Origin of the sequence: Bacillus sp. EKM501B (genome assembly GCF_011800505.1) — a bacterium.
Taxonomy (GTDB): Bacteria; Bacillota; Bacilli; order Bacillales; family Bacillaceae_G; genus Bacillus_A; species Bacillus_A cereus.
Genome location: NZ_JAALFZ010000015.1, coordinates 1 through 25,718 on the forward strand (window position 1 = coordinate 1; position 25,718 = coordinate 25,718).

Here is a 25,718-nt window from a genome sequence, read left to right on the forward strand (position 1 = left end):
CTCCAGATAAAACAGTATTGAGTCCATCATATCAGATGGACTCTTTTTTTACTGTCTACCTATAGGGGATAATACCAACCCGCGTCCTCTTTTTTATTGGTGATTTTGTTGAAATTGACTCAATAAAATAATACCAAATATTATTTTACTTTTAAATATAGTTATATTAAAATTTACAAATAAAATACATTCATCTTATTCTTTTAATATATTTTTTACAAATATCCATATAGTATTGAAAAAACAGAGAAGGGGAAACTTCTCTGTTTACTTTTGTATGTTTTTTTCGACTTGTTCTCGAACTGTTTGAATGTAATTCATTTTATGATCCCAGCACTCTTGGCTTAAATCGACAGGGTATTCTTCAGGATTTAAAGTTCGCATATATTCTTCCCAAAATAGAGAGAGACTCTGTTCATTATATTTTTGAGTATCTAATATACTTGGTAGTTCATATGTTCTTTCACCGTTAACGAAAATATCTTTATGCAGTTCACGGGCTTCAAAGTTTGTTACGAATTTACTTATATATGTGTGAACTGGATGGAACATTTTTAAGCGCTCTTCTTTTCCAGGTTCTTCAGAATCTAATGCAATATAATCGCCTTCTGCATGATCGTTTACCCGATTGATAATACGATAAATTCGTTTCAGTCCTGGAGTGGTAATTTTTTCAGGGTTAGATGAAATTTTAATCGTATCATTTAATTTTCCGTCAGTATCTTCAATCGCAACTAGTTTGTAAACAGCCCCCAATGCAGGTTGCTCAAAGGACGTAATTAATTTTGTCCCAACGCCCCATACGTCAATTTTTGCTCCTTGAGATTTAAGGTGCATAATTGTATATTCATCTAAATCGCTAGAAGCGATAATTTTTGTATTTGTAAACCCTGCTTCATCTAATAGTTTTCGTGCCTTTTTCGATAAATAAGCCATATCACCACTATCAAGACGTATGCCATAGAAATCAATACGATCCCCAAATTCTTTTGCAACACGAATCGCATTTGGAACACCAGATTTCAATGTGTCATATGTATCAACGAGAAAGACGCACTTTTTATGAGTTTCAGCGTATTTTTTAAACGCGACGTATTCATCGCGATATGCTTGAACGAAAGAGTGAGCGTGTGTGCCAGCTACAGGAATCCCAAAGCGTTTCCCAGCACGAACGTTGCTTGTAGAGGAGAAACCACCAATAAAGGCAGCACGCGTCCCCCAAAGGGCAGCATCGAACTCATGGGCACGTCTTGTGCCGAACTCTAAAAGCTCATCATTACTTGCAGCATGTTTCATACGTGCTGCTTTTGTTGCAATTAATGTTTGGTAATTCACAATATTTAAGAGGGCAGTCTCAATAATTTGTGCTTCACCAAGTGGTGCATCAACACGTAATAAAGGTTCGTTATTAAATACAACTTCGCCTTCTTGCATACTGCGAATCGTCCCAGTGAATTTCATATTTTGTAAATAATGAAGGAATTCTTCTTCAAATTGTAATTCTGCTAAATAAGCGATATCGCTTTCAGTAAAACTGAAATTTTCTATGTACTCTACAATTTTCTCAAGGCCAGCAAAAACAGCGTAGCCGTTCTCAAATGGAAGCTTTCGAAAATATAAATCAAAAACAGAACGGCGATTATGAATACCATCTTTCCAATATGTATAAGCCATGTTGATTTGATATAGGTCTGTATGTAAGGCATAACTATCGTCTTTATAATGAGTCATCGCGAGAACACCTCCATAATTTGGTTATAGTATACCAATTTTTCACCATTCGTAGCAAAGAAGAGATATTGATGTGAAGTCAAGAGAGAAAAAAATGAAATTATGCATATTTTTTAGAAAATTTATATTTATCAATTTATATTTCTCCAGATTTTATGTATTATTAGAGTAATGGGGGTAATGAGAATGGAGGAGGACAATGCAACAAACATTAGAAAAAATAGGCAAACAAGTCTTTTATAAACGGCTACAGCAAAAAATGACACAAGAAGAATTATGTCAGGGCATTTGTTCTGTCTCATACTTAAGTAAGATTGAAAATGGAAAGATTGAAGCATCAGAAGAAATTCTACAATTGCTCTGCGCAAGATTAGAAATTGCCGTGACGGATTTGAGGGATGTAGAAGAAGATGTGAAGGGGAAGCTGGATGAATGGTTGAATGCACTAGTTCATTTAGACAAGCAACAAGTAGAACGTATATATGAAGAGTTGCAAGGTGAAATGAAGCATGTGTTGGATTTTGAAATTATAAATTATTATAAACTGCTGTATACACGTTATTTAATTATGAAAAGGGATATTTCTGCACTCGAAGAAGAATTAGATAAGTTGAAGAAGGTATATAAAAAATATTCTCCATTTCAGAAGTTGTTATATATGTACAGTAGAGGATTATTGTGCTGTTTACAGTATAGATGGAAGGATGGGCTAGATTACTTATTAAAAACAGAAGTAATGGCCAAAGAACAAGGGTATCATGAAACAGGCTTGTATTATAATATAGCGCTTGCATATACTCATTTAGATATTCATCATCTTGCAATTCATTTTGTAAATATGGCATTAGAAGGATTTCGTAGTGAATATAAGTTTAGAAACATAATTAATTGCCAAATCCTTATTGCGGTAAGTTATACAGAAAAAGGTCAGTATGAAGAAGCTTTAAAAATGTATGAGAGTATATTGAGAGAGGCCACATCTTTTGCTGATAAGGATGTACTATTAGCTATTACTTTAAGTAATATGGGAAGTATCTATTATAAAAAAGGCAAATATCAGCAAGCGAAAAAATATTATTTAGATAGTCTACAACTTCAAAAACAAATAGATTTAAACTATTTAGATACAATATACGAAATGGCATTAGTATGCATTAAATTAGAAGAGTTGGAAGAGGCAAGAACATTAATTGATAAGGGAATTGATGCAGCAAAACAGGAAGAGAGATTTAATGCAAAATTATATTTGCTTTTAATGCTTAGATATAAATATTTTGAAGAAGCAAAAGATTATAAAGCATTTTTGGAAAATGAGGCTATCCCGTTGTATAAATCCGCAGGAAATAAAATAGAATTAAAGAAAGTATACGTTGAACTAGCAGAACATTTTTCCAGTTTATCGAGATTTGAAGAAAGTAATCGATACTATAGGTTAGTTATTGATTTAATGAATGATAATAAGGAGGAATAAAAATGAAAAAGATGGTATTTGGAGTATTGGCGTTTATAGTGACTCTTACAGTTGTTGGAGGAATACATCAATATAGCAGTAAACCTGATATTGTTGGTCAACAAGCTAAAACTGTTGAACAAGTTAATTTATAATCTCCCCCCCTTTCCAACAGGAAAGGGGTTTTTCAATATTTGTTCCTCAAAATTCTACAAAACTTGAGAAAAAAATTATTTGAATTTTTAGTATATTAATAGTGGAAACATAATGCTAATATGAAACTACTCTTTTTCAAAAAAAATTTTTATTAGGGGGAAGGTTCATGAAAAAGAAAAGTTTAGCGTTAGTGTTAGCGACAGGAATGGCAGTTACAACGTTTGGAGGGACAGGCTCTGCATTTGCGGATTCTAAAAATGTGCTCTCTACGAAGAAGTACAATGAGACGGTGCAGTCACCTGAGTTTATTTCTGGTGATCTAACTGAAGCAACTGGCAAGAAAGCAGAATCTGTTGTGTTTGATTACTTAAACGCAGCAAAAGGTGATTACAAGCTAGGGGAAAAGAGTGCACAAGATTCTTTCAAAGTGAAACAAGTGAAGAAAGATGCTGTAACTGATTCAACAGTAGTACGTATGCAACAAGTTTACGAAGGAGTGCCTGTATGGGGTTCTACTCAAGTAGCTCACGTAAGTAAAGACGGTTCTTTAAAAGTATTGTCTGGAACAGTTGCACCTGATTTAGACAAAAAGGAAAAGTTGAAAAATAAAAATAAGATTGAAGGCGCAAAAGCAATTGAAATCGCGCAGCAAGATTTAGGGGTAACACCGAAATATGAAGTAGAACCAAAAGCGGACTTATATGTATATCAAAACGGTGAGGAAACAACATATGCATATGTTGTAAATCTAAACTTCTTAGATCCAAGCCCAGGAAACTACTACTATTTCATTGAGGCAGACAGCGGTAAAGTATTAAATAAGTTTAATACAATTGATCATGTGACGAATGATGATAAGTCACCAGTTAAGCAAGAGGCTCCTAAACAGGATGCGAAAGCTGTTGTAAAGCCTGTAACAGGAACGAATAAAGTAGGAACTGGTAAAGGTGTATTAGGAGATACGAAGTCGCTTAATACAACGTTATCTGGATCATCTTACTACTTACAAGATAATACACGCGGGGCAACGATTTTCACATATGATGCGAAAAACCGTTCAACATTACCAGGAACATTATGGGCAGATGCAGATAATGTTTTCAATGCAGCGTATGATGCAGCAGCAGTAGATGCTCATTACTATGCAGGTAAAACATATGATTACTATAAAGCTACGTTTAATAGAAATTCTATTAATGATGCAGGAGCACCGTTAAAATCGACAGTTCATTACGGAAGTAATTATAACAATGCATTCTGGAACGGATCACAGATGGTATACGGAGATGGTGATGGTGTAACGTTTACTTCATTATCTGGTGGAATTGATGTAATTGGTCACGAGTTAACGCATGCTGTTACGGAAAATAGTTCAAATCTAATTTATCAAAATGAATCTGGGGCTTTAAATGAAGCGATTTCTGATATCTTTGGTACTTTAGTAGAATTCTATGATAACCGTAACCCGGATTGGGAGATTGGTGAAGATATTTACACACCTGGTAAAGCAGGAGACGCACTTCGCTCTATGAGTGATCCTACGAAGTATGGTGATCCAGACCATTATTCTAAGCGTTACACTGGTTCAAGTGATAACGGTGGTGTTCATACAAACAGCGGCATTATTAATAAACAAGCTTATTTATTAGCAAATGGTGGTACGCATTATGGTGTAACTGTAACTGGTATCGGTAAAGATAAATTAGGTGCGATTTACTACCGTGCAAATACACAGTATTTCACGCAATCTACTACATTTAGTCAAGCTCGTGCTGGTGCAGTACAAGCTGCTGCAGACTTATATGGTGCAAATTCTGCTGAAGTAGCAGCAGTTAAGCAATCATTTAGTGCTGTTGGTGTAAACTAAGGCTTTAAGGAAGAGCTAGTAATAAAATACCTCAAAAATAAAGAAGGAGCATAGGCTCCTTCTTTATTTTTTTCTCCATTTTTTCCACAAATAAAACAATCCAATAACGCCTGCGATTGTTACAACCCACTTCGCTTCATTTGTTCCGTTCATGACTTGGTATGCCGAATATACTTCAATCAATAAGGCCGGTATTTTACCTATTGTACTGGCAATACTGAAGGAGAGTAATGACATTTTCCCTAGAGCTGCAAATAAAGTCACGATACTTGATGGGATGAAAGGTATCAATCGAAACGATAGAACGAGTAGAAAGGCCTCTCTACCTTCTACATAAAGAAGACGCTCTACCTTTGGGTACTTATTTACTTTATCGTGAGTGAACTTTTGAAGGCCCAGGCGGTAAATATAAAACGAGATAATAGCCCCTAAGGCCTCACCTGCGATCGAAATGATTGTGCCATTTGTTACACCGAAGAGCTGTATATTAATGGCGGTTAAAAAGATGCTAGGAATAACACCTAAAAGACTAATGATGATGTTAATTAAGATACTAAGTGGAATTGCGATTGAATAGTATTCTGTTAAGAAATTTTGAATCGTTTCAGCCATTGTTTAAAATCCTTTATCTTTTTTTGCATTACACCATATTTCGATTGTATAGGCAAGGGAAAATTTACATAATGTAGAAAAACGTTGATAAGAAGGGGTCCTGATACCTTATATAGGTATTAGGTATATAAAAATAGGGGTATTTTAAATCGTTTTGAAAAACAGTATAAAACCCTTTTTATAAAAGGGTTTTATAATTATATTATTGGTGATTTTATTTGGGAAATAATTATAAAATATAGGGGGTATATATTATAAAAGGCGGAAAATAGAGGGTTGATGAAATTGCGCGGGTAAATATGGAAAAATAGATGAAAAAAATGAAAACTGATAGATTTTTTCGTTGTGAAATTGACTTTTAGTGAAGTTGCGATAATAATCATGGAAGAGGTGATATGATGAAACGAATAAGTAGTCTTTTCTTCAGTAGTTTATTGGCATTAATGCTGATCTTAAGTGGATGTGCAGGAAAAGAACAAAAAACAGAGAAACAGACAGGTAATCAAGCTACATCGGTAGAAAAAATTAGTGATAATATTTTAGATGAAATGGAAGGACCACCTAAAAATGGTCATACGATTGAAAGACATGTAGGCAAGTCAGAAGAGGATTTGAAGAATCGCTTGAAGACAGATAAAGTGTCAGCCGCAAGTACATACTATGATAAAGAAACAGCGACGAAAGCTGTAAAAGATAGCTTGAAGCAACATGACAAGGAAATTCAAGATTGGTTAAAAAATTCTAAAGAGGCTCGTCTCGTAGTAAATACAACTCATTCATTCCCTGTTGGAAAAACGGTAATAAAGAAAAATATGAGTGTAAAAGACAAGTTGGTAAAAACTGTTACTGTTTTAGCAAGAGATAAGTCAGGGGAATTAGGGTTTAAGATTATTACTTCTTATCCATCTGATAAATAAGAAGGGGGAGTACATTATGTATATGACATTACAATACTTTCTTAAATCGTACTGTACGTTAAGTATTCATGAGGATGAAATAGTAAGCGTGATGGAAGAGTTTATTGAACAAGAAGACGAAGAAATTGTTTTGAAATTACGTGATGAATTAATAAATATGAAGAAAAAGAACGCGTGGGAAGAGGCGTGTGTATTAGCTGCGAAGCAAGGAAATCGTATGTGGTCTTTAGAAGAAACGAAAGACCATCTTGAAACTTTTTTACTATTACTGCAAAAGAAAAAGGCGTGATTTAATCACGCCTTTTTCTTTATGTTATTCGGTTGATATTATCTATTCTTTTGGGGCGCTTTTATATACACTTTTTGAAATTTGTCCATTTGATATTACTTCCCCGTTTTGTGTTACTTTTTTATACGTAACCGCTGTGATTTTATCACTAGTCCTACTAATTACTTGAGAAGAAACTTCAACATTTTTACCAGTATTTGTACCGAAAATGCGTGTAGTAATACTACCTCCATTTGAAAATGCTTGAATATAAATATGATTGCCTGTATTATTTTTAAATTTTAAATCTGGACCATAATCTGCTACTGCTGCATCTTGCCCAAGTGGTAAATAATTTACTGGCATAGAATGATTGCTTCGAGAAACAATTCCTAAATCAGCCCTTAAAGCTGCGCTGTATAAAGTACTACTGACTTGGCAAACTCCTCCGCCTGCACTTTGTATTACTTTACCTTGTGAATATACTGCTGCAGATTTGTAACCATGTGCAGCATCAGTTACGCCAACGCGGCCGTTAAAACTAAATGTTTCATCAGGTGCCACAATAACCCCACTTAAAGTATTAGCTGACTTATTTACGTTAAATGATTGATTTCCGTTACGGCCAGCCATTGGAGTAGAATATTCAGCAATGACTTCTTTAATACCCATTTTCTGTATATCTTCTGTAGAACGTTCTGGTTTTATGAATGTAACTGGTAATGTAACATCTGATTTACCAGTAGTAATAGCTTCGTTTGTTAAACTGTTTAGTTTTCCTTTATCAATTTTTTCTCCGTTTTGGCTTTGACTAACATTTACTGTTGAGCCTTCAATGCTTAATTCTGCATTAACAGGATTTTTTAATGTTTCATTATATTTATCTTTTATAAAGGTTTCATAAGCTGTTGCATTTAATTGTGGTGTTAATTTATAGTCACGTTTTAATTCACCGTTTTCAGCTTGCTTGCGCATTTCGTAACGATTCATTACGTTTCCTTCTTGTTCTTTGAAGATTTTGTCAATAATATCTTTCTCTTTATAATTTACCCCTAAATCTTTCCATGTGTAAGTTTGTTTATCGTTTTGGAATATGTAGGTAAGGGATTTTTGATCTAATTCAGTTACCCTTTGATTAATAATTGCTTGAATATCTTTCTTATTTTTTCCATCGAGAGAAATACCTTCAAATGTAGTATTTGGTAATGCAGTAGTATCTAATTGATTATTTAATTTGGATACATATTGATATCCCCCAACACCGCCTACACAAAGTAATATGCCCCCAGCAATTGCAGAACCAATCAGTATTTTACTTAGCTTCATTTATTTCCCCCCAGAAATTTATGTATAAATATATGTATTACATTTTTTGTATAAAAATGATGAAAATAACATTATGTACGTACTAGTATACTATTATTTTCACTGTGTGTGTAATGTTTTCATAAAAAATGTTACATTGCTGTAATAATTGTCACTTCTTGTCACAATGTGTATGAAAAATATGTTGAAAAATATAATAAAAAGGCTGTCTAGAATGATCTAGCAGCCTTTTTATTATATTTTTTTATGTTCATTTTTATTCGTAACACCGAGATGTTTTTGAAGGGTAGTTGAAATAGTATCGACGCTTTTTTCATTTGGCACGTAATAATAAATACCACCTATATATTTATCTGTACCTTCTACTTGCATTTTTTCCATCTTTAAATTTGAATCCATTGAATTTTTTGTAATTGTCATCATATCATCAAAAGTTAAATTGGTTTTTAAGTCTTTATCGACAGCGTCTAGTAGGCCACCGATTTTATTAATGGAATTAAGAGATAGTGCCTTTTCAGCAATGGCCTCTAATACAAGCTGTTGTCGTTGGCCACGCATATAATCACTATCGATGTGACGAGTTCTAGCTAGTGCCAGTGCCTCTTCTCCATTTAAATGTTGACGTCCTTTTTTTAGATGAATTGCATCTGCTTCATCTTTACTATTTTGCTCTGTGAATTCAACTGGAACGTCCACAGTAATGCCACCAAGAGAATCAACAATTTTAATAAAGGATTTAAAATTGAATTTTACATAATAATCAACTGGAACATCTAAAAAGTTCTCTACCGTATCAATTGTGCTGTCTACACCACCGAATACGTGCGCATGTGTGATTTTATCGTATTTATCACGTGATTTAATGTAGACGCGTGAGTCACGTGGAATGCTTACAAGTTTAACGGATTTATCGTTTTTATTAATTGTTGCAAGTAATAACGCATCTGTTCGAGTTGCTTTTCCATAATCTTTTTCCCTAATATCACTTTCATCAACACCCATAATTAGTACGGAAATGTTGTCGGTCATAGGTTTAACAGCTTTTTCACGTTTACTGGACTTTTCTCCTCGACCTAGTTCAGCATAAGCATTATTTAAGACGGACTTTGCTTTACTGTATATATGGAAGGAGTAGCCTCCTGCTCCAAGTGCTACAATTAGTAATGGAATAAGAAGGAACCAAAGTAGGCGTTTTTTCTTTGAGCGTCCTTTTTTGGCTCGCGTATCGTTGTTCGTGTCGGATTTCATCATTTTTTCTCCTTTAAAACTATCAAAGTGTATACATTTAGAAGTGTATTCAAACACATAAAAAATATTTTACGCTAAATAAAAGCGATTGTACATGTATAAAAAATAGATGTCTTGATTATTTATCCGGTATTAACGAGCAGTAAAACGCCCACCTCAAAGTCCAGTGAATACAATGAAGTTAGGTGGGAGATAACTGCCCGTAAATACCCGATTGATGAAGGCTAATAATCAGAGTGGGGATAGCCCCACTCTGATTAAAGTTTCACTTTATAAGACACCTATTCGTTATTGTATACAAAAGATAGGGATAAGAAAATGATAAAATTTTACCTAATTACAACATAATGCTTACGATAATTGCAGATAAAATACTAACGAGAGTAGCTCCATATAGTAATTTAAGGCCAAACCTCGCAACAACGTTTCCTTGTTCTTCGTTTAGTCCTTTTACCGCACCTGAAATAATACCAATGGAAGAAAAATTGGCAAAAGATACAAGGAAAACAGAAATAATACCAACTGTACGGGGAGAAAGGCTATTAGAAATTTTACTAAGGTCCATCATTGCGACAAATTCATTCGTTACAAGCTTCGTTGCCATAATGCTACCAGCTGCTACAATTTCAGAGCTTGGTACACCGATAAGGAATGCGATAGGTGCAAATACGTAGCCAATTAATTGTTGGAACGTAATACCGAATATAATGAGGAACAAGTCATTAATACAACTAATTAATGCGACAAATCCGATGAGCATAGCGCCGACAACAATGGCTACACGAAAACCATCAAGAATATATTCTCCAAGCATTTCAAAAAAGCTTTGTTTTTCACCTTTGATTTCTAAAATATCTTCGTCATCTTTAACGTCGTAAGGGTTAATGATGAGTACGATAATAAAACCGCTAAATAAATTGAGAACGAGTGCAGTTACTACATACTTAGGTTCAATCATTGTCATATAGGCACCTACGATAGACATAGATACGGTTGACATAGCGGAGGCACAAAGTGTATAAAGACGGTGTTTTGGAATTTGAGCTAATTGCTTTTTCACTGTAATAAAAACTTCTGATTGGCCGACAATGGCAGAAGCGATAGCGTTGTAAGATTCTAATTTCCCAAGACCATTTATTTTACTAAGAAAGTACCCGATCCAACGAATGAAAAATGGTAGTATTTTGAAATGTTGTAATATACCAATTAAAACAGAAATAAAGACGATTGGTAATAATACAGTAAGGAAAAATGGCATTTCACCTTTATTTGCAAGACCACCAAATACGAAATTTATTCCATTAGCAGCATACTCGAGTAGCTTTGTAAACAAACTGGAAATGATTCTAATAAGTATGAGGCCGATTTCTGTATTTAATAGTAAATAGGTTAAAATTAACTGTATAATAAGCATGATAAAAATTGGTTTAAATTTAATATGCTTCTTATTATTGCTAGCAATATAAGCGAGCAAGAAAACAACAATTAATCCGACGAAAAAAGTAATGAATTTCATGGTAAGCCCCCTAAAAGAGATATTCTGCTATATATGTTTTTCATTTCAAGGGAGAATATGCATCTTTGGTAAAGAAAGGAATAGAGAGAGTATGAATATATGTAGAGTGCATCACGTTGCAATTATTTGTTCGAATTATGAGACGTCAAAGTATTTTTATACTAGAATATTAGGGTTTAAAGAAATGAATGAAGTATATAGAAAGGAACGAGATTCTTATAAATTAGATTTATGTGTAGGAGAAGAGTATCAAATCGAATTATTTTCATTTCCAAATCCGCCTGAGCGCAAAAGTTTTCCAGAAGCAGCCGGTCTTAGACATTTAGCATTTGCTGTTACAAATATAGAAGAAGCTGTGAAGCATTTAAATCAATGTGGTGTTGAGATCGAACCGATCCGTATTGATGAAATAACGGGGAAGAAATTCGTCTTTTTCCAAGACCCTGATGGTTTACCTTTAGAATTGTATGAGGTTTGAAAATTGGTGGATTTTATATAGAGTTGCTTTCCAATAATTGAAGAAACTAAAGTGAAACTTCTTTTTAAAAGGAGGTGTAACTTTAGCTAAGAAAGCTAAAGAGCATATGTGGATATTTTAAAATTATTGATGGTAGTCATTCTTATTGGGTTAACAGCATTTTTTGTGGCTGTTGAATTTGCAATTATTAAGGTACGTAGCAGTCGTATTGATCAACTCGTTAGCGAAAAAAGACGAGGTGCACTGGCCGCTAAAAAGGTAACTACAAATTTAGATGAATATTTATCGGCCTGTCAGCTAGGTATTACAATTACTGCTTTAGGGCTCGGGTGGTTAGGGGAACCAACCATTAAACATTTACTCGAGCCGTTGTTTTTAAAATTGCAATTCTCACCTGCAATTTCCAGTACAGTTTCATTTATTATTGCCTTTGCAGTAATTACATTTTTACATGTTGTCATTGGGGAACTTGCTCCAAAGACATTTGCTATACAAAAAGCAGAACAAGTTAGCTTATTGTTATCGAAGCCACTTATTTATTTTTACCGAGTTATGTATCCGTTTATTTGGGCTTTGAATGGTTCAGCGAGGGTTGTAACTGGTTTATTCGGATTACATCCAGCTTCTGAACATGAAGTAGCTCATTCAGAAGAAGAATTAAGGTTAATCTTATCTGAGAGCTATGAGAGCGGAGAGATTAACCAAAGGGAATTTAAATATGTAAATAATATTTTTGAATTTGATAATAGAGTAGCAAAAGAAATTATGGTACCTCGTACGGAAGTTGTAGGCTTATATGAGGACGAACCATTTGAAACACATATTAAAGTAATCGCGCAAGAAAAGTACACGAGATATCCTGTATTTGGTGAAGATAAAGATGAAATTATTGGGATGGTTAATGTAAAAGATTTATTTATTCGTTATATGGATGGTAATCGGGACGAGGAGTGCTCGATTATGCTATATACAAGGCCAGTTATTGAAGTGCTAGAAAATATTCCAATTCATGATTTACTATTACAAATGCAAAGAAAACACATTCCATTAGCTGTATTGTATGATGAATATGGTGGTACAGCAGGGATTGTTACACTAGAAGATATTTTAGAAGAAATTGTTGGAGAAATTCGAGATGAATACGATGAAGATGAGAATCCACCTATAGAGCATGTAAGTGAAGGCTATAAAATCGTAGAGGGAAAAGTGCTTATTAGTGAAGTAAATGATTTGCTTGGCATACATTTAATTGCTGATGATGTAGATACAATTGGTGGCTGGATTATGGTACAAAAACAAATCGTTGCTGAAGGAGATATTATTGAGAAACACGGTTTTTATTTTAAAGTCCTTGAAAAGGATATGCATCAAATTAAACGAGTGGAAATAAGGAAAGTAGGAGAATGATTTTCTATAAACTTTAATAAAAAGGATATACAGAAAAATAAATGTTTGCGCTTTCAAAAAAGGTACTATATAGTGAAGGTGGATACTGAAAAATTCTTCTGAATGATACTCGTGTTTTTAGAGGGCGGATTTTTTGGATAAGGATTTAGAATGAAAAAGTATAGGTGATAAAAATGATAGCAACGAAGGATATACGTATAGAAAAAGATTTTTTAGGTGAAAAAGAAGTACCAAGTGCAGCTTATTATGGTGTACAAACATTACGTGCTGTAGAAAACTTCCCAATTACAGGATATCGCATTCATCCATCACTCATTACAGCAATGGCAATTGTGAAAAAAGCGGCGGCACTTGCGAATATAGATACTGGTTACTTAGCTAAAGACATTGGACATGAAATTGCAGAAGCAGCGCAAGAAATTGTTGATGGAAAGTTTCATGATCAATTTATCGTGGACCCTATTCAAGGCGGAGCCGGAACTTCTATTAATATGAATACAAATGAAGTAATTGCGAATAGAGCGTTAGAACGTATGGGATATGAAAAAGGTGCGTATGCGAAAATTAGCCCAAACACTCATGTGAACATGGCCCAATCAACGAACGATGCGTTTCCAACAGGGATTCATATTGCAACTCTTATGATGTTAGAAAAGCTTCTTATTACAATGGAAGAACTTCATTCTGCTTTTCGTAAAAAAGCAAAAGAGTTTGATCACGTTATTAAAATGGGACGCACACATTTACAAGATGCAGTTCCAATTCGCCTTGGACAAGAATTTGAAGCGTATAGCCGAGTGCTTGCGCGCGATATAAAAAGAATTAAACAGTCTCGTCAACATTTATATGAAGTGAATATGGGGGCGACAGCTGTTGGTACAGGATTAAATGCAAATCCTACGTATATTGAACAGGTGGTAAAACATTTAAGAACGTTTAGTGGGTTCCCACTTGTTGGTGCAGAGCATTTAGTTGATGCAACGCAAAATACAGATGCATACACAGAAGTATCTGCAGCACTTAAAGTATGTATGATGAACATGTCTAAAATTGCAAATGATCTTCGTATTATGGCGTCTGGGCCACGTGTTGGGTTGGCTGAAATTCAATTGCCAGCACGTCAGCCAGGTTCATCGATTATGCCAGGTAAAGTAAATCCAGTTATGGCAGAAGTGATTAACCAAGTCGCATTCCAAGTAATTGGAAATGATCATACAATTTGCCTAGCATCAGAAGCGGGACAATTAGAGTTAAACGTAATGGAGCCTGTGCTTGTATTTAATTTAATTCAATCTATTAGTATTATGAATAATGGATTCCGTGTATTCCGTGAATATTGTATTGAAGGAATTACAGCAAATGAAGAATTGCTGAAGCAATATGTTGAGAAAAGTGTTGGAATTATTACAGCAGTTAATCCTCATATTGGTTATGAAGCAGCATCTCGTATTGCACGTGAAGCGATTGAAACAGGAAAATCTGTTAGGGAGTTATGTTTAGAGCATGGTGTACTGACAGAAGAGGAATTGGATATTATTTTAGATCCATTCGAAATGACTCACCCTGAAATTGCTGGAGCTTCTTTATTAAAAAATAAAGAAATGTAATGTGAAAAACACCGATCCATTTGGATCGGTGTTTTATTTTTAAAAGATATTAAATACAGCGTTTAATTGAAGTAAGCTAATAACAGCTAAGAAGATTAAACTGTATTTCATTGCTGTTTTAAATAGAGCAGATTCTTTACCAACTAGTCCAACTGCGGCACAAGCAACTGCTACAGATTGTGGTGAAACCATTTTTGCCATTGTACCACCTACTACGTTTAAGGCAACGAGTGTAGAAGGAACGATGTTTAACTGGTCTGCTGTTACTGCTTGAAGTGGTGCGAATAAAGAACCACTTGAAACTACTGAACCTGTAATGAATACGCCAATCCATCCTAAGATTGGAGAAAGAATTGGGAATGCATTACCAGTAGAAGAGAATGCAAGTCCAAGTGTAGATGACATACCAGAGTAGTTCTCTACGTAAGCTAATGCGATAACGCTACAAATTGTATATACTGGAGCTTTTAATTCTTTCATTGTTTCAATCATTAATTCTTTAACCATTTTACCTTTTACGCGGTAAACGATAAGTGAAACGATAATTGCTAGTACAATCGCAGTAGTTGTAGAAGAGAATACATCAAATTTGAAAACAGCTGCGAAAGGTGTATCAGCTTTTGTAATTGGTGTAGTTTTCATAACAGCATTATGAAGACCAGGGAACTGAATGTTAAATACTAAGTTTGCTAACGCACCATCTGGAGCAAATAAAGCTTTAATCGGTTTTAAGTTAAAGATTGTTACAAATGCAGTTAAGAATACGAATGGAGACCAAGCATATAAAATTTGATTGAATGTATGTGATACTTTAGTTTCTTGTTTTTCTTCTTTAGTAGAAGATTTTGGTTGCCAAACACGTAAGAATAATGCAAGAGAGATCATACTTACAACGGCTGCGAAAATATTAGTAAGTTCTGCGCCTAAGAAGTAAGTTACAGCGAATTGAGTAATAGCGAAAGAAACACCACTTACAAGAATACCTTGCCAAGTTTCTTTAATACCTTTAATTCCATCGACCATTGAAACAAGTAAGAAAGGTAAGATAACACTAATGAAAGGTAAAATAAGAACAGTTTGACGACCAATAGTTAATGCGTCAAGTTGAGTTAATTGTGCTGGTACTGTAACTGGAATACCCATAGCACCCATAGCACCACCAGCAATATTAGCTACTAAACAAATACCTGCTGCTTTTAATGGATTAAAGCCCATACCTACAAGTAGTGCAGCTGTAATAGCAACTGGAACCCCTAGACCAGCTGCGCCTTCTAAGAAAGCACCGAAAGAATAAGCGATTAATAATACTTGTAAACGTTGATCATTTGTAATGCTTGAAATACTATCGCGAATAATATTGAATTGCTCTGTTTTAACAGTTAATTTGTAAAGGAAAATTGCAGCGATAACGATAGTACAAATTGGATAAAATCCAGATAAAACACCGAATCCGGCAGATGCTACAGCTACTGTTGCTGGCATTTTATAAACAAATATTGCAAGGATAATAGCGACAATTACACTATAAAGACCAGCCATGTAACTTTTCATTTTGAATCCCATTAAACAAATGATGAAACAAAAGATTGGAAGTGCTGCGATTAGTGCAGATAACCAAATATTGTTTAATGGGTCATAAATTTGTGTCCAAGTACTCATAATAATGACAACTCCTATCTATTATATGTGAAGAAATTCACATTATTTGTGAAACTATTCACAATCAACTTACATGCTTAGTATATTCTCCTTCAACACTATTGTCAACGTAAAAAAGTATAATTATTCCATAATAGTGTTAAAAGAAAAGCTTTGTTCATAAAGTAGACAAAAAACACACTCAAATGAATTTAAGTGTGCTGTATAAACTATGTGCATATTATTTTGCTTATTCAGATGGCATGTTCCTTATAGGCCTATATTAGATGAAGTCTTTTATATTAAGTATAAAGTTTGATATATGCAATTATCTGTCCTATTTGATCTAGTGGGGGGAACGGTGAGTGGATTTAATAGGAAGTTTTGCACAACAATCCAACCGCTTGCAATACGAATAAAAAATAAGAAACAAATTTTTAATATCACATCATCTCTTTTTACTGAAAATTCCTTTTAGCGTAACAAAGAGGTTAATTATAGTTCAACTACATTACGATAGGTTATCAATTATAGACGGTATTTTACAATACCGTTACTGTGCATTTCAATGAGGTGAAAATATAACAAAAAGCCTGATAAAACAACGTTTGCAAGCAAAGTATTCGTAGGCCATTATTTTGCTTTTTCGTTATATCATATAGTATAATATTCAAAATCAGCAAGGATTTTTTCCTGAATTTTTGCTGATAAAGATGGAAAAATTTTTCGGCTTTATAGGTTGATAAAGTTATGTCGTAACAGGAAATATAAGAACAGATATATAAATAAATAAAAAGAACATAAAAACGCAAATAAAAACGAAAATGAGGGGAACTTTATGAGCCAAAATCAATTCGAATGTCGTATTTCAGAAGAAGATGTACAAATGTTAAGAGCGTTAGCTCACCCACTTCGTCTACGTCTAGTAATGGAACTTATGCAAAGAGGAACATGTAATGTAACACAGCTACAGGAAGTATTAGAAATTCCACAATCAACTGTTTCACAACATTTAACGAAGTTAAAGCAAAATAAAGTAGTACGCTTTGAAAGACGAGGATTAGAAGTGTATTATCAAATCCATAATGATAAAGTAAGTGCGGTAGTAAAAACATTATTTTCTTAAAATTTGAATATTATGGAAAAAGACGTGTAGAATATACGTCTTTTTTTATTTGTCAGAAAGGTAGCGAGAGAGTAAATATTAGCATGTTAGGAAGAAATGACTATCAATCAACATGCTGCCTTACGGAATATATTCTAAAAGGAAAAGAAAAAATAAAAAGGAGTGTAGTAAGCAAAAGGAGGGATAGTAGTATGGATGTGAAACGTGTGAAACAAATCTTATCTTCTTCAAGTAGAATTGACGTTACATATGAGGGCGTACCAGTATGGATTGAGAGCTGTGATGAGCAGAAGGGGAGTGCTCAAGTGTATGATGTATCTAATCCTGGTGAGAGCGTTCATGTGGACGTGACGGCTTTAGCGGAGAAGTAATAGAAAAGACGCTTCTAAAATTAGAAGCGTCTTTTTTGTTATTCCATCATATGTGCAATTTTCTTAGAGAACATAAGAAGTACTAATCCCAGTACGATTACGATAATACCGATGCTTGCGAATACTTCTAAATATCCTAAAGATTGAGTGAAAGCAGCTAATTGTCCTGCTAAGAAGTTTGCACATCCAGTACCAGCTAACCATACACCCATTAATAATGATGCTAATTTAACAGGAGCGATTGCACTAACCATAGATAATCCGATTGGTGATAAGAATAATTCACCGATTGTATGGAACATGTAAGTGAATACAATGAATAGTAAGTTTGCCTTCATTGTAATGTTACCTTCATCGCTACCAGTTTTTAGAACAGCTAAAGTTAAAACTAAGTACCCGATTCCTAGTAAAATCATACCGAAAGCCATTTTTGTAGGGATTTTTAAATCACCATTTTTTGTTTTTGAAAGTTTGATCCATAAAGCTGAAACAGGTAATGCTAGTAAGATAATGAATAGTGGGTTTACAGATTGGAACCAAGGTGTTGGAATTGTAAATCCACCAATTGTACGATCTACGAACTTATCTGTGTAAAGTGTTAAAGAACTACCAGCTTGTTCAAAGCCTGCCCAGAAGAATACAACGAAACAAGTTAAAATTAAAATTGCAGCTGTACGTTTTTTCTCTTGTGATGTTAAAGGTTTTTTCTCAATTACTTTTGCAGTCTTTTCTTTAGACTTTTTACCTACAACAGTTGTACCAATTGTTCCTAAGTAACGAGGTGCTAAGAAATTAAAAGCAACCTGTCCAATGATCATACCGATACAAGCTGTTAGGAATCCATATTTGTAATCTGTGAAGTAACCGCAAATGAATGGAGCGATAAGAGCTCCTAAGTTAATTCCCATGTAGAAGATAGTGAAGGCACTATCACGACGAGAATCGTTGTCGCTATATAATTGACCTAGTAAAGTCGAAATATTTGGTTTGAAGAATCCATTACCAATAACTAATAAGCCTAATCCTAAAAATAGTCCAGTTTTTGTATTCATTGAAAATAGTACGAAGTTACCAATCGCCATAATGATACCGCCAATAGTAATGGCATGTCGTTTCGTAATGAAATGGTCAGTTAACCAACCGCCGAGAATCGGTGTGAAGTATACTAACATTGTGAAAATACCGTAAATTTGAACGGCAACTGCTTTATCAAATCCTAAACCGCCACTTACTAAGCTCGTTGTTAAATAAAGAACTAATAAGCCACGCATTCCGTAATAACTAAATCTTTCCCATGCTTCTGTAAAGAACAACAAGTATAACCCTGGTGGATGTTTTTTTGGTGATTGTTGCTCTCCAGCTTTGTCTAATTTTAAAGCTGCATCCATTTTTGTTTCCCCCTAATCCTGTATAACGGATATTTATGTAATCATTTTAATTTACAAAATATTTAGAAGTCAATAGAATTATATGGAAATAGAAAGAAAATTTCTAAAAAAGTTCTATTTTTCTTCGACCGTTACTGTATTTTGCCCTGAAAACGAGATGATAAGCGTTTTCAAATGTAATAATTGAATTCTAAAAGAAAATAAAATAGTGATTAATCAGAAAATTTAGATTAAAACATTTATTCTGATATAAAGAAAATATATTCTATTTACTTTCTCAATATAACATATTGGGAATAAAAATACAAAACGAAATAATGTGACATTTAAGTGAATTGAAAAATAACCAGCTCCACAGAAGGGAGCTGGTTAAGGAAATATTATTTAACAAAGCGTTTTTCAATGTCATCTAATAGTAGGTTAGCGGCCATTACGCCACCAGCTGTATTCCAAATAACGTCATCAACTTTGTATGCTTTACCATTTTTTACTGCATTTAAATTTTTAAATAGAGGATCGTTTATATACTCTTTTTCTAGTTCAGATCCTTTTTTCTCATTTCCTTTATCGAATGTGAAGTAGAATAATACGTCACCATCCATAGCAGAAATACGCTCTTTAGATACGTTACGCTCTGCAAAATCATCTTTATTTTGATCTCCAGGACGTTTAAATCCAAGTTCTTTTAAAATAACACCAGAGAATGTATCGCCATGATAAATACGAACATCACCAGGCATGAAACGAACCATAGAGATTTCTTGGTTTACTTTATCGCCAAGTTTGCCTTTTAAATCTTTTATACGTGATTCGTAATCAGCTACAACTTTTTGACCTTCTTTTTCTTTATTTAATGCTTTTGCATAAAATCTGAAGTTATCTTTCCATTCACCACGTAATGTTTCTGAGAACACAGTAGGTGCAATTGCTTTTAGTTGTTCGTACACTTTTTCGTGGCGCATTTTATTACCGATAATTAAGTCTGGTTTTAAAGAAGCAATTGTTTCAACGTTAACTTGTCCTTCATCACCAACAACTTTTACATCTTTCATTTTATCCTTAATATGTGGATACCATGGGTCACCAGTCCAAGACTTTACAGCACCAACTGGTTTCACACCTAATTCAAGTAAAGCTTCAGTTCCTTCATTTGTTAAGATAACTACACGTTTTGGATTAGCAGGAACTTCTGTTTTACCCATTGCATGTTCTACAGTAACCACTTCTTTTTTATTATCTTCTTTTGTAGATTCTTCTTTGTTATTTGATTTTCCACAAGCGCTTAAAAGCATTGAAAATGCTAGTAAAAATACAAATACTGTAAACGATTTCTTCCGCATGAAATTCATTATGTACCCCCTACATGTTGAGAATATTTTTCAATAGCAAGCATGATATTAAGCCTTTATCTTTTGATTGTCAATACATATGGGTGAAAATAATTCTCATTTCCGTTGACAATGAGAATTAAGTTGAAATACACTAACAACGTATCATTATACATTGAAGGGGAAACGCTGCATGTTATTAAAAACAAATCGAGCAAAATGGATTGGATTATTTGTTGGAATCATTGCAGTCGTTATTTGTATTTGGGGAAGTATTATTTTCGGGTATACAAATACGAGTTGGAAACTAGCATTGGATGCTTTTTTCCATTTTAACGGTTCCAATGAACATATTATTATTCAAAATGTACGTCTGCCTAGGGCGTTAATTGCAGCTAGTGTTGGTGCTAGTTTAGCCATTGCTGGTTGTCTTATGCAAACTTTAACTAAGAATCCACTTGCTTCTCCAGATTTTATTGGATTAAATTCAGGTGCTGCGTTCTTCATAGTTGTAGCAATTGTAATCTTTTCAGTAACATCATTATCAGCTTTCACATGGATTGCCTTTTTAGGAGCGGCGGTTGCAGCTGTACTTGTATTTGCTTCTAGTTCTTTAGGAAAAGAAGGAACTACTCCTCTTAAGTTAACGTTAGCAGGGGTCGCAATTAGTGCGTTATTTTCATCATTAACACAAGGATTACTTGTGTTAAATGAAAAAGCACTTGAAGAGGTATTATTTTGGCTTGCTGGATCTGTGCAAGGGAGAAAGTTAGAAATTTTACAATCTGTATTCCCATATTTATTAATAGGATGGATTGCATCTCTTATGATGGCAGGGAAAGTAAATACATTGATGATGGGAGAAGACGTCGCGAAAGGACTTGGACAACGAACAATTTTAATGAAATCATTCGTGTTACTTATTATTGTACTGTTGTCTGGTGGTTCGGTTGCGGTTGCTGGCCCAATTGGATTTATTGGAATTATTACTCCGCATTTTGCGAGATTTCTTGTTGGAGTTGACCACAGATGGAGAGTGCCTTATAGCGGATTGTTAGGTGCAATACTACTAATATTGGCTGATATAGCAGCAAGATATGTCATTATGCCACAAGAAGTACCAGTAGGAGTTATGACAGCATTTATTGGAGCTCCATTCTTTATTTATATTGCACGTAAGAGAGGGCTTAGCAAATGAAGAAATATATTCCGTTTCGTATAGGAAAAGGTGAGCTCTCGTTTTTAATGTATAAACGAGCTTGTCTCGTCTTGTTAAGTTTACTAGTTGTTTTAATAGGATTATTCTTTGCGAGCGCAGGTATGGGAGACATGAAAATTGCTCCTTATGACGTATGGCAAGCAATTACTGGAAATGGCGATGCGATGTCAAATATGGTTGTGAATAAGTTTCGTATGCCACGTATTTTAATTGCTATCCTCGTAGGAATTGCGCTTGCTGTAGCAGGATGTATTTTACAAGGTCTCGTTCGAAATCCACTTGCTTCTCCGGATATCATCGGGATTACGGGCGGGGCAAGTGTTGCAGTTGTATTGTTTTTAGCTATATTTAGTGATAAAAATAATGCGCTAACTGTAAGCATTCATTATATGCCGTTAGCAGCCTTTGTTGGGGCAACGATTGTGGCGCTTTTTGTATATTTATTTGCATGGAGAAATGACGGGTTATCGCCGATTAGTCTTGTTTTAATTGGTGTGGGGTTTTGGGCATTAACGAAAGCGGCAACGACTTTGTTTATGTTGTTAGCACCAATTTATCAAGCGAGTCAAGCGAATGTATGGATTACAGGTACTGTTTATGGTTCTTCATGGCAAAACGTTATGGTGCTTGCACCGTGGGTTCTCATTTTAACGGTAATATCATTTATAGCTGCTAGACATTTAAATGCGCAAGAGCTAGGGGATGATATTGCGGTAGGACTTGGTGTTCCTTTAACGAAGTCACGCGTATTCATGTTATTACTTAGTACGGCTTTAATTGGGGGAGCAGTTGCCTTCGCCGGAGGAATTGGATTTGTCGGTTTAATGGCACCTCATATTTCACGAAGGCTAGTTGGTTCTTTATACGGTGCATTACTCCCAGTTGCAGCTATTGTTGGTGCAATTCTAGTACTTGCTGCAGATTTAATTGGGCGTACAGTTTTCACACCACTTGAAATTCCAGCAGGGGTATTTACATCAGCAATTGGTGCACCTTATTTTATTTATTTACTTTATAAAAGTCGGAATTCATAAAGGGAGATGAATATGCAAAAAGCATTGGAGACGAAACGTTTGACGTTGTCTTATGGTGAAACAATTATTATTGATGAGTTGAATTTAGAAATTCCAAAAGGTGAAATTACAATCTTTATCGGTTCCAACGGTTGCGGGAAATCAACTTTATTACGTTCACTAGCTAGATTATTAAAGCCAACAACTGGTGACATTTTGTTAGATAATCAAGCTATTCAAAGTATGCAAACTAAGCAAATTGCTCGTCAAATGGCAATTTTACCGCAAGGACCGCAAGCACCTGAAGGGCTTACAGTATTGCAACTTGTAAAACAAGGACGCTATCCATATCAAACATGGCTGAAACAGTGGTCAGAAAAAGATGAGGAAATGGTACAGAAGGCACTTGCAGCAACAGGTATGACAGAATTTGCTGAGCGTGATGTGCATGCTCTTTCAGGTGGACAACGACAACGTGCTTGGATTGCAATGACGCTTGCACAAGATACAGATATTATTTTACTGGATGAGCCTACTACATATTTAGATATGACTCACCAAATTGAGGTGCTAGATTTATTATTCGAATTAAATGAAACAGAACAAAGAACAATTGTCATGGTATTACACGATTTAAATTTAGCATGTCGCTATGCAGATAACATTGTAGCCATTCAGGATAAACAAATATATGCACAAGGTAAACCTGAAGAAGTGGTAGATGAGAAACTAGTACGTGATGTATTCCGAATGGAGTGTCAAATTAGTACGGATCCGTTGTTTGGAACACCGCTTTGTATACCTCACGGAAGAGGAAGACGTGTAGTTAAAGAAGTTGCTCAGGTAATGAGATAAAAAAACGATGAGTGATTCATCGTTTTTTTTATTTGGTACAAGAAAATAAGAGGAAGAGAGGAATACGTAAGCGACGTTTATACTCTTCTTCATTTTGAAAATAGGTTGGATTTGGTGTAGCTTCTTTTAATGATGTAATGGTAAATCCAGCTTGCTGTAATAATGTGAAATAATCTTCCGTTGTACGATGATATTTAATAACTTCTTGGTCAATCCATGGTTCAACCCGTTTGCCTAGTTTAAAGTAATCATCGACGAGCCAACTCGTTCTTTTACCACTTGTTTGTAAGCTTTCAAACGAAGAAGTAATAACGGGATGTTGAACGCTAAAGGTAAAGGTGCCATTTGTTTTTAAAGTTTGAAACACATTTTGAAAAATGGTATCAAGATGTTCAATATAATGTAAGGCGAGTCTAGATGTTACTAAATCAAAAGTGGAAGAGGGGTAGGTATAATCTTTGAGGTTTAAAAAATGAACAGATCCATTTTTATTTTCTAGTTGTTTTTTAGCTTTTTCATACATAAGTTCAGAGCCTTCAATGCCGGTGTAAGAGTAGCATCCCTTTTCTAATAATTCCGCGCCAAACTTAGCATCACCACAGCCTAAATCGAGAATTTGTTTTCCTCGTACATGACCAATGAGCTGAAAGAATACTGGTTTTTCAATGGATTCATTTGGGCTATTTTCTCGGTATCTTCGTTTCATATATTGTTCGAAAAATGCTGTGTTATTGTATACATCAGATTCTGTAAATGCCATGTTTGAAACCTCCTGAAATATTTTTTTAATTCTATCAAATATGAAAAGTAAATAATAGATTTATTGTAATGAATCATATATAATCTAAAATTGTAAGCGGTTACTTTAAACTATTTTTCTATAATAAATTCTGAAAACGTGTTAAGCTAGTAGAGGGATTATTAGAACTATTAAGACAATAATCCGCTTACATGAACGATGGGAGGCTTCACGATGTCTAGTAAAACACTTGCGAAATTTTTAGAAGAAAATTTAGAGGATTTAAAATCAAAGGGGCTTTATAACGTAATTGATCCGCTTGAGAGTTCAAATGGACCGATCATTACAATTGGCGGAAAAGAATATATTAACTTATCTTCAAACAACTATCTTGGATTAGCAACAGATAGCCGTTTGCAAGAAGCAGCAATTGGTGCTATTCATAAGTACGGTGTTGGAGCAGGGGCTGTTCGTACAATTAACGGTACTTTAGATTTGCATATTAAGTTAGAAGAAACAATTGCAAAGTTTAAACATACAGAAGCAGCAATTGCTTATCAATCAGGATTTAACTGTAATATGGCAGCGATTTCAGCTGTTATGGATAAAAATGATGCAATTCTTTCAGACGAATTAAACCATGCTTCTATTATTGATGGTAGTCGTCTATCAAAAGCAAAAATTATTGTTTATAAACATTCGGATATGGAAGATTTACGCCAAAAAGCAATTGCGGCGAAAGAATCAGGTCTTTACAATAAATTAATGGTAATTACAGACGGTGTCTTTTCAATGGATGGAGATGTTGCAAAACTACCAGAAATTGTTGAGATTGCAGAAGAGTTAGATTTAATGACATACGTAGATGATGCACACGGTTCAGGTGTACTTGGAAAAGGTGCAGGAACTGTAAAGCACTTCGGTCTTTCTGATAAAGTTGATTTCCAAATTGGTACATTATCAAAAGCAATTGGGGTAATTGGTGGATATGTAGCAGGGAAACAAAACTTAATTGACTGGTTAAAAGTTCGTTCACGTCCATTCTTATTCTCTACAGCATTAACACCAGCTGATGCAGCAGCTTGCATGAGATCAATTGAAATCTTAATGGAAAGCACAGAGTTACACGATCGCTTATGGGAAAATGGCCGCTACTTGAAACAAGGATTAAAAGAACTTGGCTTTAACATTGGAGAAAGTGAAACGCCAATTACACCTTGTATCATTGGGGACGAAGTATTAACACAAGAATTTAGTAAACGTCTAAATGAAGAAGGGGTATACGCAAAATCTATCGTGTTCCCAACTGTAGCAAAAGGAACAGGGCGCGTTCGTAATATGCCTACAGCAGCTCATACGAAAGAAATGTTAGATGAAGCAATTCTTAAGTATGAAAAAGTAGGAAAAGAAATGGGCATCATTTAAGTAACGACATCTTTTGAATAGCTTGCAAATGAG

General features: G+C 34.6%; 23 protein-coding genes. 14 read left to right on the forward strand and 9 right to left on the reverse strand.

What is annotated here, in order from left to right; all coding sequences use genetic code 11:
• Positions 1 to 267 precede the first annotated feature (267 nt).
• Positions 268 to 1,731, reverse strand: coding sequence for a nicotinate phosphoribosyltransferase (locus tag HFD78_RS22065; protein WP_000150188.1), 1,464 nt, complete (start codon positions 1,729 to 1,731; stop codon positions 268 to 270).
• A gap of 199 nt (positions 1,732 to 1,930) precedes the next feature.
• On the opposite strand from HFD78_RS22065, the gene HFD78_RS22070 reads away from it, so the two are divergent.
• The 3 genes from HFD78_RS22070 (at position 1,931) to HFD78_RS22080 (ending at position 5,204) form a co-directional block, all read left to right on the forward strand.
• Complete coding sequence (locus tag HFD78_RS22070; RefSeq protein WP_001187938.1) at positions 1,931 to 3,202, forward strand: helix-turn-helix transcriptional regulator; 1,272 nt, start codon at positions 1,931 to 1,933, stop codon at positions 3,200 to 3,202.
• Positions 3,203 to 3,204: 2 nt separating this feature from the next.
• A complete protein-coding gene (nprX, locus tag HFD78_RS22075) occupies positions 3,205 to 3,336 on the forward strand; it encodes a quorum-signaling peptide NprX (protein ID WP_000738913.1) in 132 nt (43 codons plus the stop codon).
• Between the two features lie 167 nt (positions 3,337 to 3,503).
• On the forward strand, positions 3,504 to 5,204 hold the full coding sequence (locus HFD78_RS22080) for a M4 family metallopeptidase (RefSeq protein ID WP_000730369.1): 1,701 nt from the start codon (positions 3,504 to 3,506) through the stop codon (positions 5,202 to 5,204).
• 63 nt (positions 5,205 to 5,267) lie between these two features.
• On the opposite strand, the gene HFD78_RS22085 is transcribed toward HFD78_RS22080, so the two are convergent.
• Positions 5,268 to 5,816, reverse strand: coding sequence for a TVP38/TMEM64 family protein (locus HFD78_RS22085; RefSeq protein WP_000852232.1), 549 nt, complete (start codon positions 5,814 to 5,816; stop codon positions 5,268 to 5,270).
• A 398-nt stretch (positions 5,817 to 6,214) separates the two neighbouring features.
• Here HFD78_RS22085 and HFD78_RS22090 point away from each other — a divergent pair, with 398 nt between their 5' ends.
• Positions 6,215 to 6,733 (forward strand): RNase A-like domain-containing lipoprotein, encoded by a 519-nt coding sequence (locus tag HFD78_RS22090; RefSeq protein WP_000822695.1) that lies wholly within the window; start codon positions 6,215 to 6,217, stop codon positions 6,731 to 6,733.
• Positions 6,734 to 6,749: 16 nt separating this feature from the next.
• A complete protein-coding gene (locus HFD78_RS22095) occupies positions 6,750 to 7,022 on the forward strand; it encodes a hypothetical protein (protein ID WP_000282019.1) in 273 nt (90 codons plus the stop codon).
• A 42-nt stretch (positions 7,023 to 7,064) separates the two neighbouring features.
• Here HFD78_RS22095 and HFD78_RS22100 read toward each other — a convergent pair whose 3' ends face one another.
• The 3 genes from HFD78_RS22100 to HFD78_RS22110 form a co-directional block, all read right to left on the reverse strand.
• The gene (locus HFD78_RS22100) at positions 7,065 to 8,327 is read right to left on the reverse strand and encodes a VanW family protein (protein WP_000777360.1); all 1,263 of its coding nucleotides are present in this window, start codon (positions 8,325 to 8,327) and stop codon (positions 7,065 to 7,067) included.
• Between the two features lie 234 nt (positions 8,328 to 8,561).
• Positions 8,562 to 9,578: an LCP family protein gene (locus tag HFD78_RS22105; protein WP_142330787.1), complete on the reverse strand. Its 1,017-nt coding sequence runs from the start codon at positions 9,576 to 9,578 to the stop codon at positions 8,562 to 8,564.
• 334 nt (positions 9,579 to 9,912) lie between these two features.
• A complete protein-coding gene (locus HFD78_RS22110; protein WP_000668870.1) occupies positions 9,913 to 11,091 on the reverse strand; it encodes a NupC/NupG family nucleoside CNT transporter in 1,179 nt (392 codons plus the stop codon).
• Between the two features lie 91 nt (positions 11,092 to 11,182).
• Between HFD78_RS22110 and gloA2 the strand changes: the two genes are divergently transcribed.
• From gloA2 to aspA, 3 genes are all read left to right on the forward strand, one after another.
• The gene (gene gloA2 / locus HFD78_RS22115) at positions 11,183 to 11,569 is read left to right on the forward strand and encodes an SMU1112c/YaeR family gloxylase I-like metalloprotein (protein WP_001017684.1); all 387 of its coding nucleotides are present in this window, start codon (positions 11,183 to 11,185) and stop codon (positions 11,567 to 11,569) included.
• A 108-nt stretch (positions 11,570 to 11,677) separates the two neighbouring features.
• On the forward strand, positions 11,678 to 12,976 hold the full coding sequence (locus HFD78_RS22120) for a hemolysin family protein (RefSeq protein ID WP_000353321.1): 1,299 nt from the start codon (positions 11,678 to 11,680) through the stop codon (positions 12,974 to 12,976).
• Positions 12,977 to 13,149: 173 nt separating this feature from the next.
• Complete coding sequence (gene aspA / locus HFD78_RS22125; protein ID WP_000562129.1) at positions 13,150 to 14,583, forward strand: aspartate ammonia-lyase; 1,434 nt, start codon at positions 13,150 to 13,152, stop codon at positions 14,581 to 14,583.
• Positions 14,584 to 14,622: 39 nt separating this feature from the next.
• On the opposite strand, the gene HFD78_RS22130 is transcribed toward aspA, so the two are convergent.
• Entirely contained in the window at positions 14,623 to 16,242 is a 1,620-nt protein-coding gene (locus HFD78_RS22130) for an L-lactate permease (protein ID WP_000109103.1), read from the reverse strand.
• Positions 16,243 to 17,059: 817 nt separating this feature from the next.
• On the opposite strand from HFD78_RS22130, the gene HFD78_RS22135 reads away from it, so the two are divergent.
• Together HFD78_RS22135 and HFD78_RS22140 are read left to right on the forward strand one after the other, a co-directional pair.
• Positions 17,060 to 17,347 (forward strand): ArsR/SmtB family transcription factor, encoded by a 288-nt coding sequence (locus HFD78_RS22135; protein ID WP_000081428.1) that lies wholly within the window; start codon positions 17,060 to 17,062, stop codon positions 17,345 to 17,347.
• A 191-nt stretch (positions 17,348 to 17,538) separates the two neighbouring features.
• Positions 17,539 to 17,718, forward strand: coding sequence for an acid-soluble spore protein H (locus HFD78_RS22140; protein ID WP_000382678.1), 180 nt, complete (start codon positions 17,539 to 17,541; stop codon positions 17,716 to 17,718).
• Positions 17,719 to 17,756: 38 nt separating this feature from the next.
• Here HFD78_RS22140 and HFD78_RS22145 read toward each other — a convergent pair whose 3' ends face one another.
• Both HFD78_RS22145 and HFD78_RS22150 read right to left on the reverse strand, forming a co-directional pair.
• Complete coding sequence (locus HFD78_RS22145) at positions 17,757 to 19,106, reverse strand: peptide MFS transporter (protein WP_000338318.1); 1,350 nt, start codon at positions 19,104 to 19,106, stop codon at positions 17,757 to 17,759.
• Positions 19,107 to 19,486: 380 nt separating this feature from the next.
• Positions 19,487 to 20,455: an ABC transporter substrate-binding protein gene (locus HFD78_RS22150; RefSeq protein WP_001010278.1), complete on the reverse strand. Its 969-nt coding sequence runs from the start codon at positions 20,453 to 20,455 to the stop codon at positions 19,487 to 19,489.
• A 172-nt stretch (positions 20,456 to 20,627) separates the two neighbouring features.
• Between HFD78_RS22150 and HFD78_RS22155 the strand changes: the two genes are divergently transcribed.
• The 3 genes from HFD78_RS22155 to HFD78_RS22165 are packed head-to-tail and all read left to right on the forward strand — an operon-like array spanning position 20,628 to position 23,521.
• Positions 20,628 to 21,632, forward strand: coding sequence for a FecCD family ABC transporter permease (locus HFD78_RS22155; protein WP_000925232.1), 1,005 nt, complete (start codon positions 20,628 to 20,630; stop codon positions 21,630 to 21,632).
• On the forward strand, positions 21,629 to 22,687 hold the full coding sequence (locus tag HFD78_RS22160; RefSeq protein WP_000760054.1) for a FecCD family ABC transporter permease: 1,059 nt from the start codon (positions 21,629 to 21,631) through the stop codon (positions 22,685 to 22,687). The genes HFD78_RS22155 and HFD78_RS22160 overlap by 4 nt, the downstream gene beginning before the upstream one ends.
• 12 nt (positions 22,688 to 22,699) lie before the next feature.
• Entirely contained in the window at positions 22,700 to 23,521 is an 822-nt protein-coding gene (locus tag HFD78_RS22165) for an ABC transporter ATP-binding protein (protein ID WP_001167963.1), read from the forward strand.
• 28 nt (positions 23,522 to 23,549) lie between these two features.
• Here HFD78_RS22165 and HFD78_RS22170 read toward each other — a convergent pair whose 3' ends face one another.
• Positions 23,550 to 24,281, reverse strand: coding sequence for a class I SAM-dependent DNA methyltransferase (locus HFD78_RS22170; protein ID WP_000885978.1), 732 nt, complete (start codon positions 24,279 to 24,281; stop codon positions 23,550 to 23,552).
• A gap of 213 nt (positions 24,282 to 24,494) precedes the next feature.
• On the opposite strand from HFD78_RS22170, the gene HFD78_RS22175 reads away from it, so the two are divergent.
• Positions 24,495 to 25,685, forward strand: a complete 1,191-nt coding sequence (locus HFD78_RS22175; RefSeq protein WP_000095905.1) for a glycine C-acetyltransferase — start codon at positions 24,495 to 24,497, stop codon at positions 25,683 to 25,685.
• Positions 25,686 to 25,718: the final 33 nt, after the last annotated feature.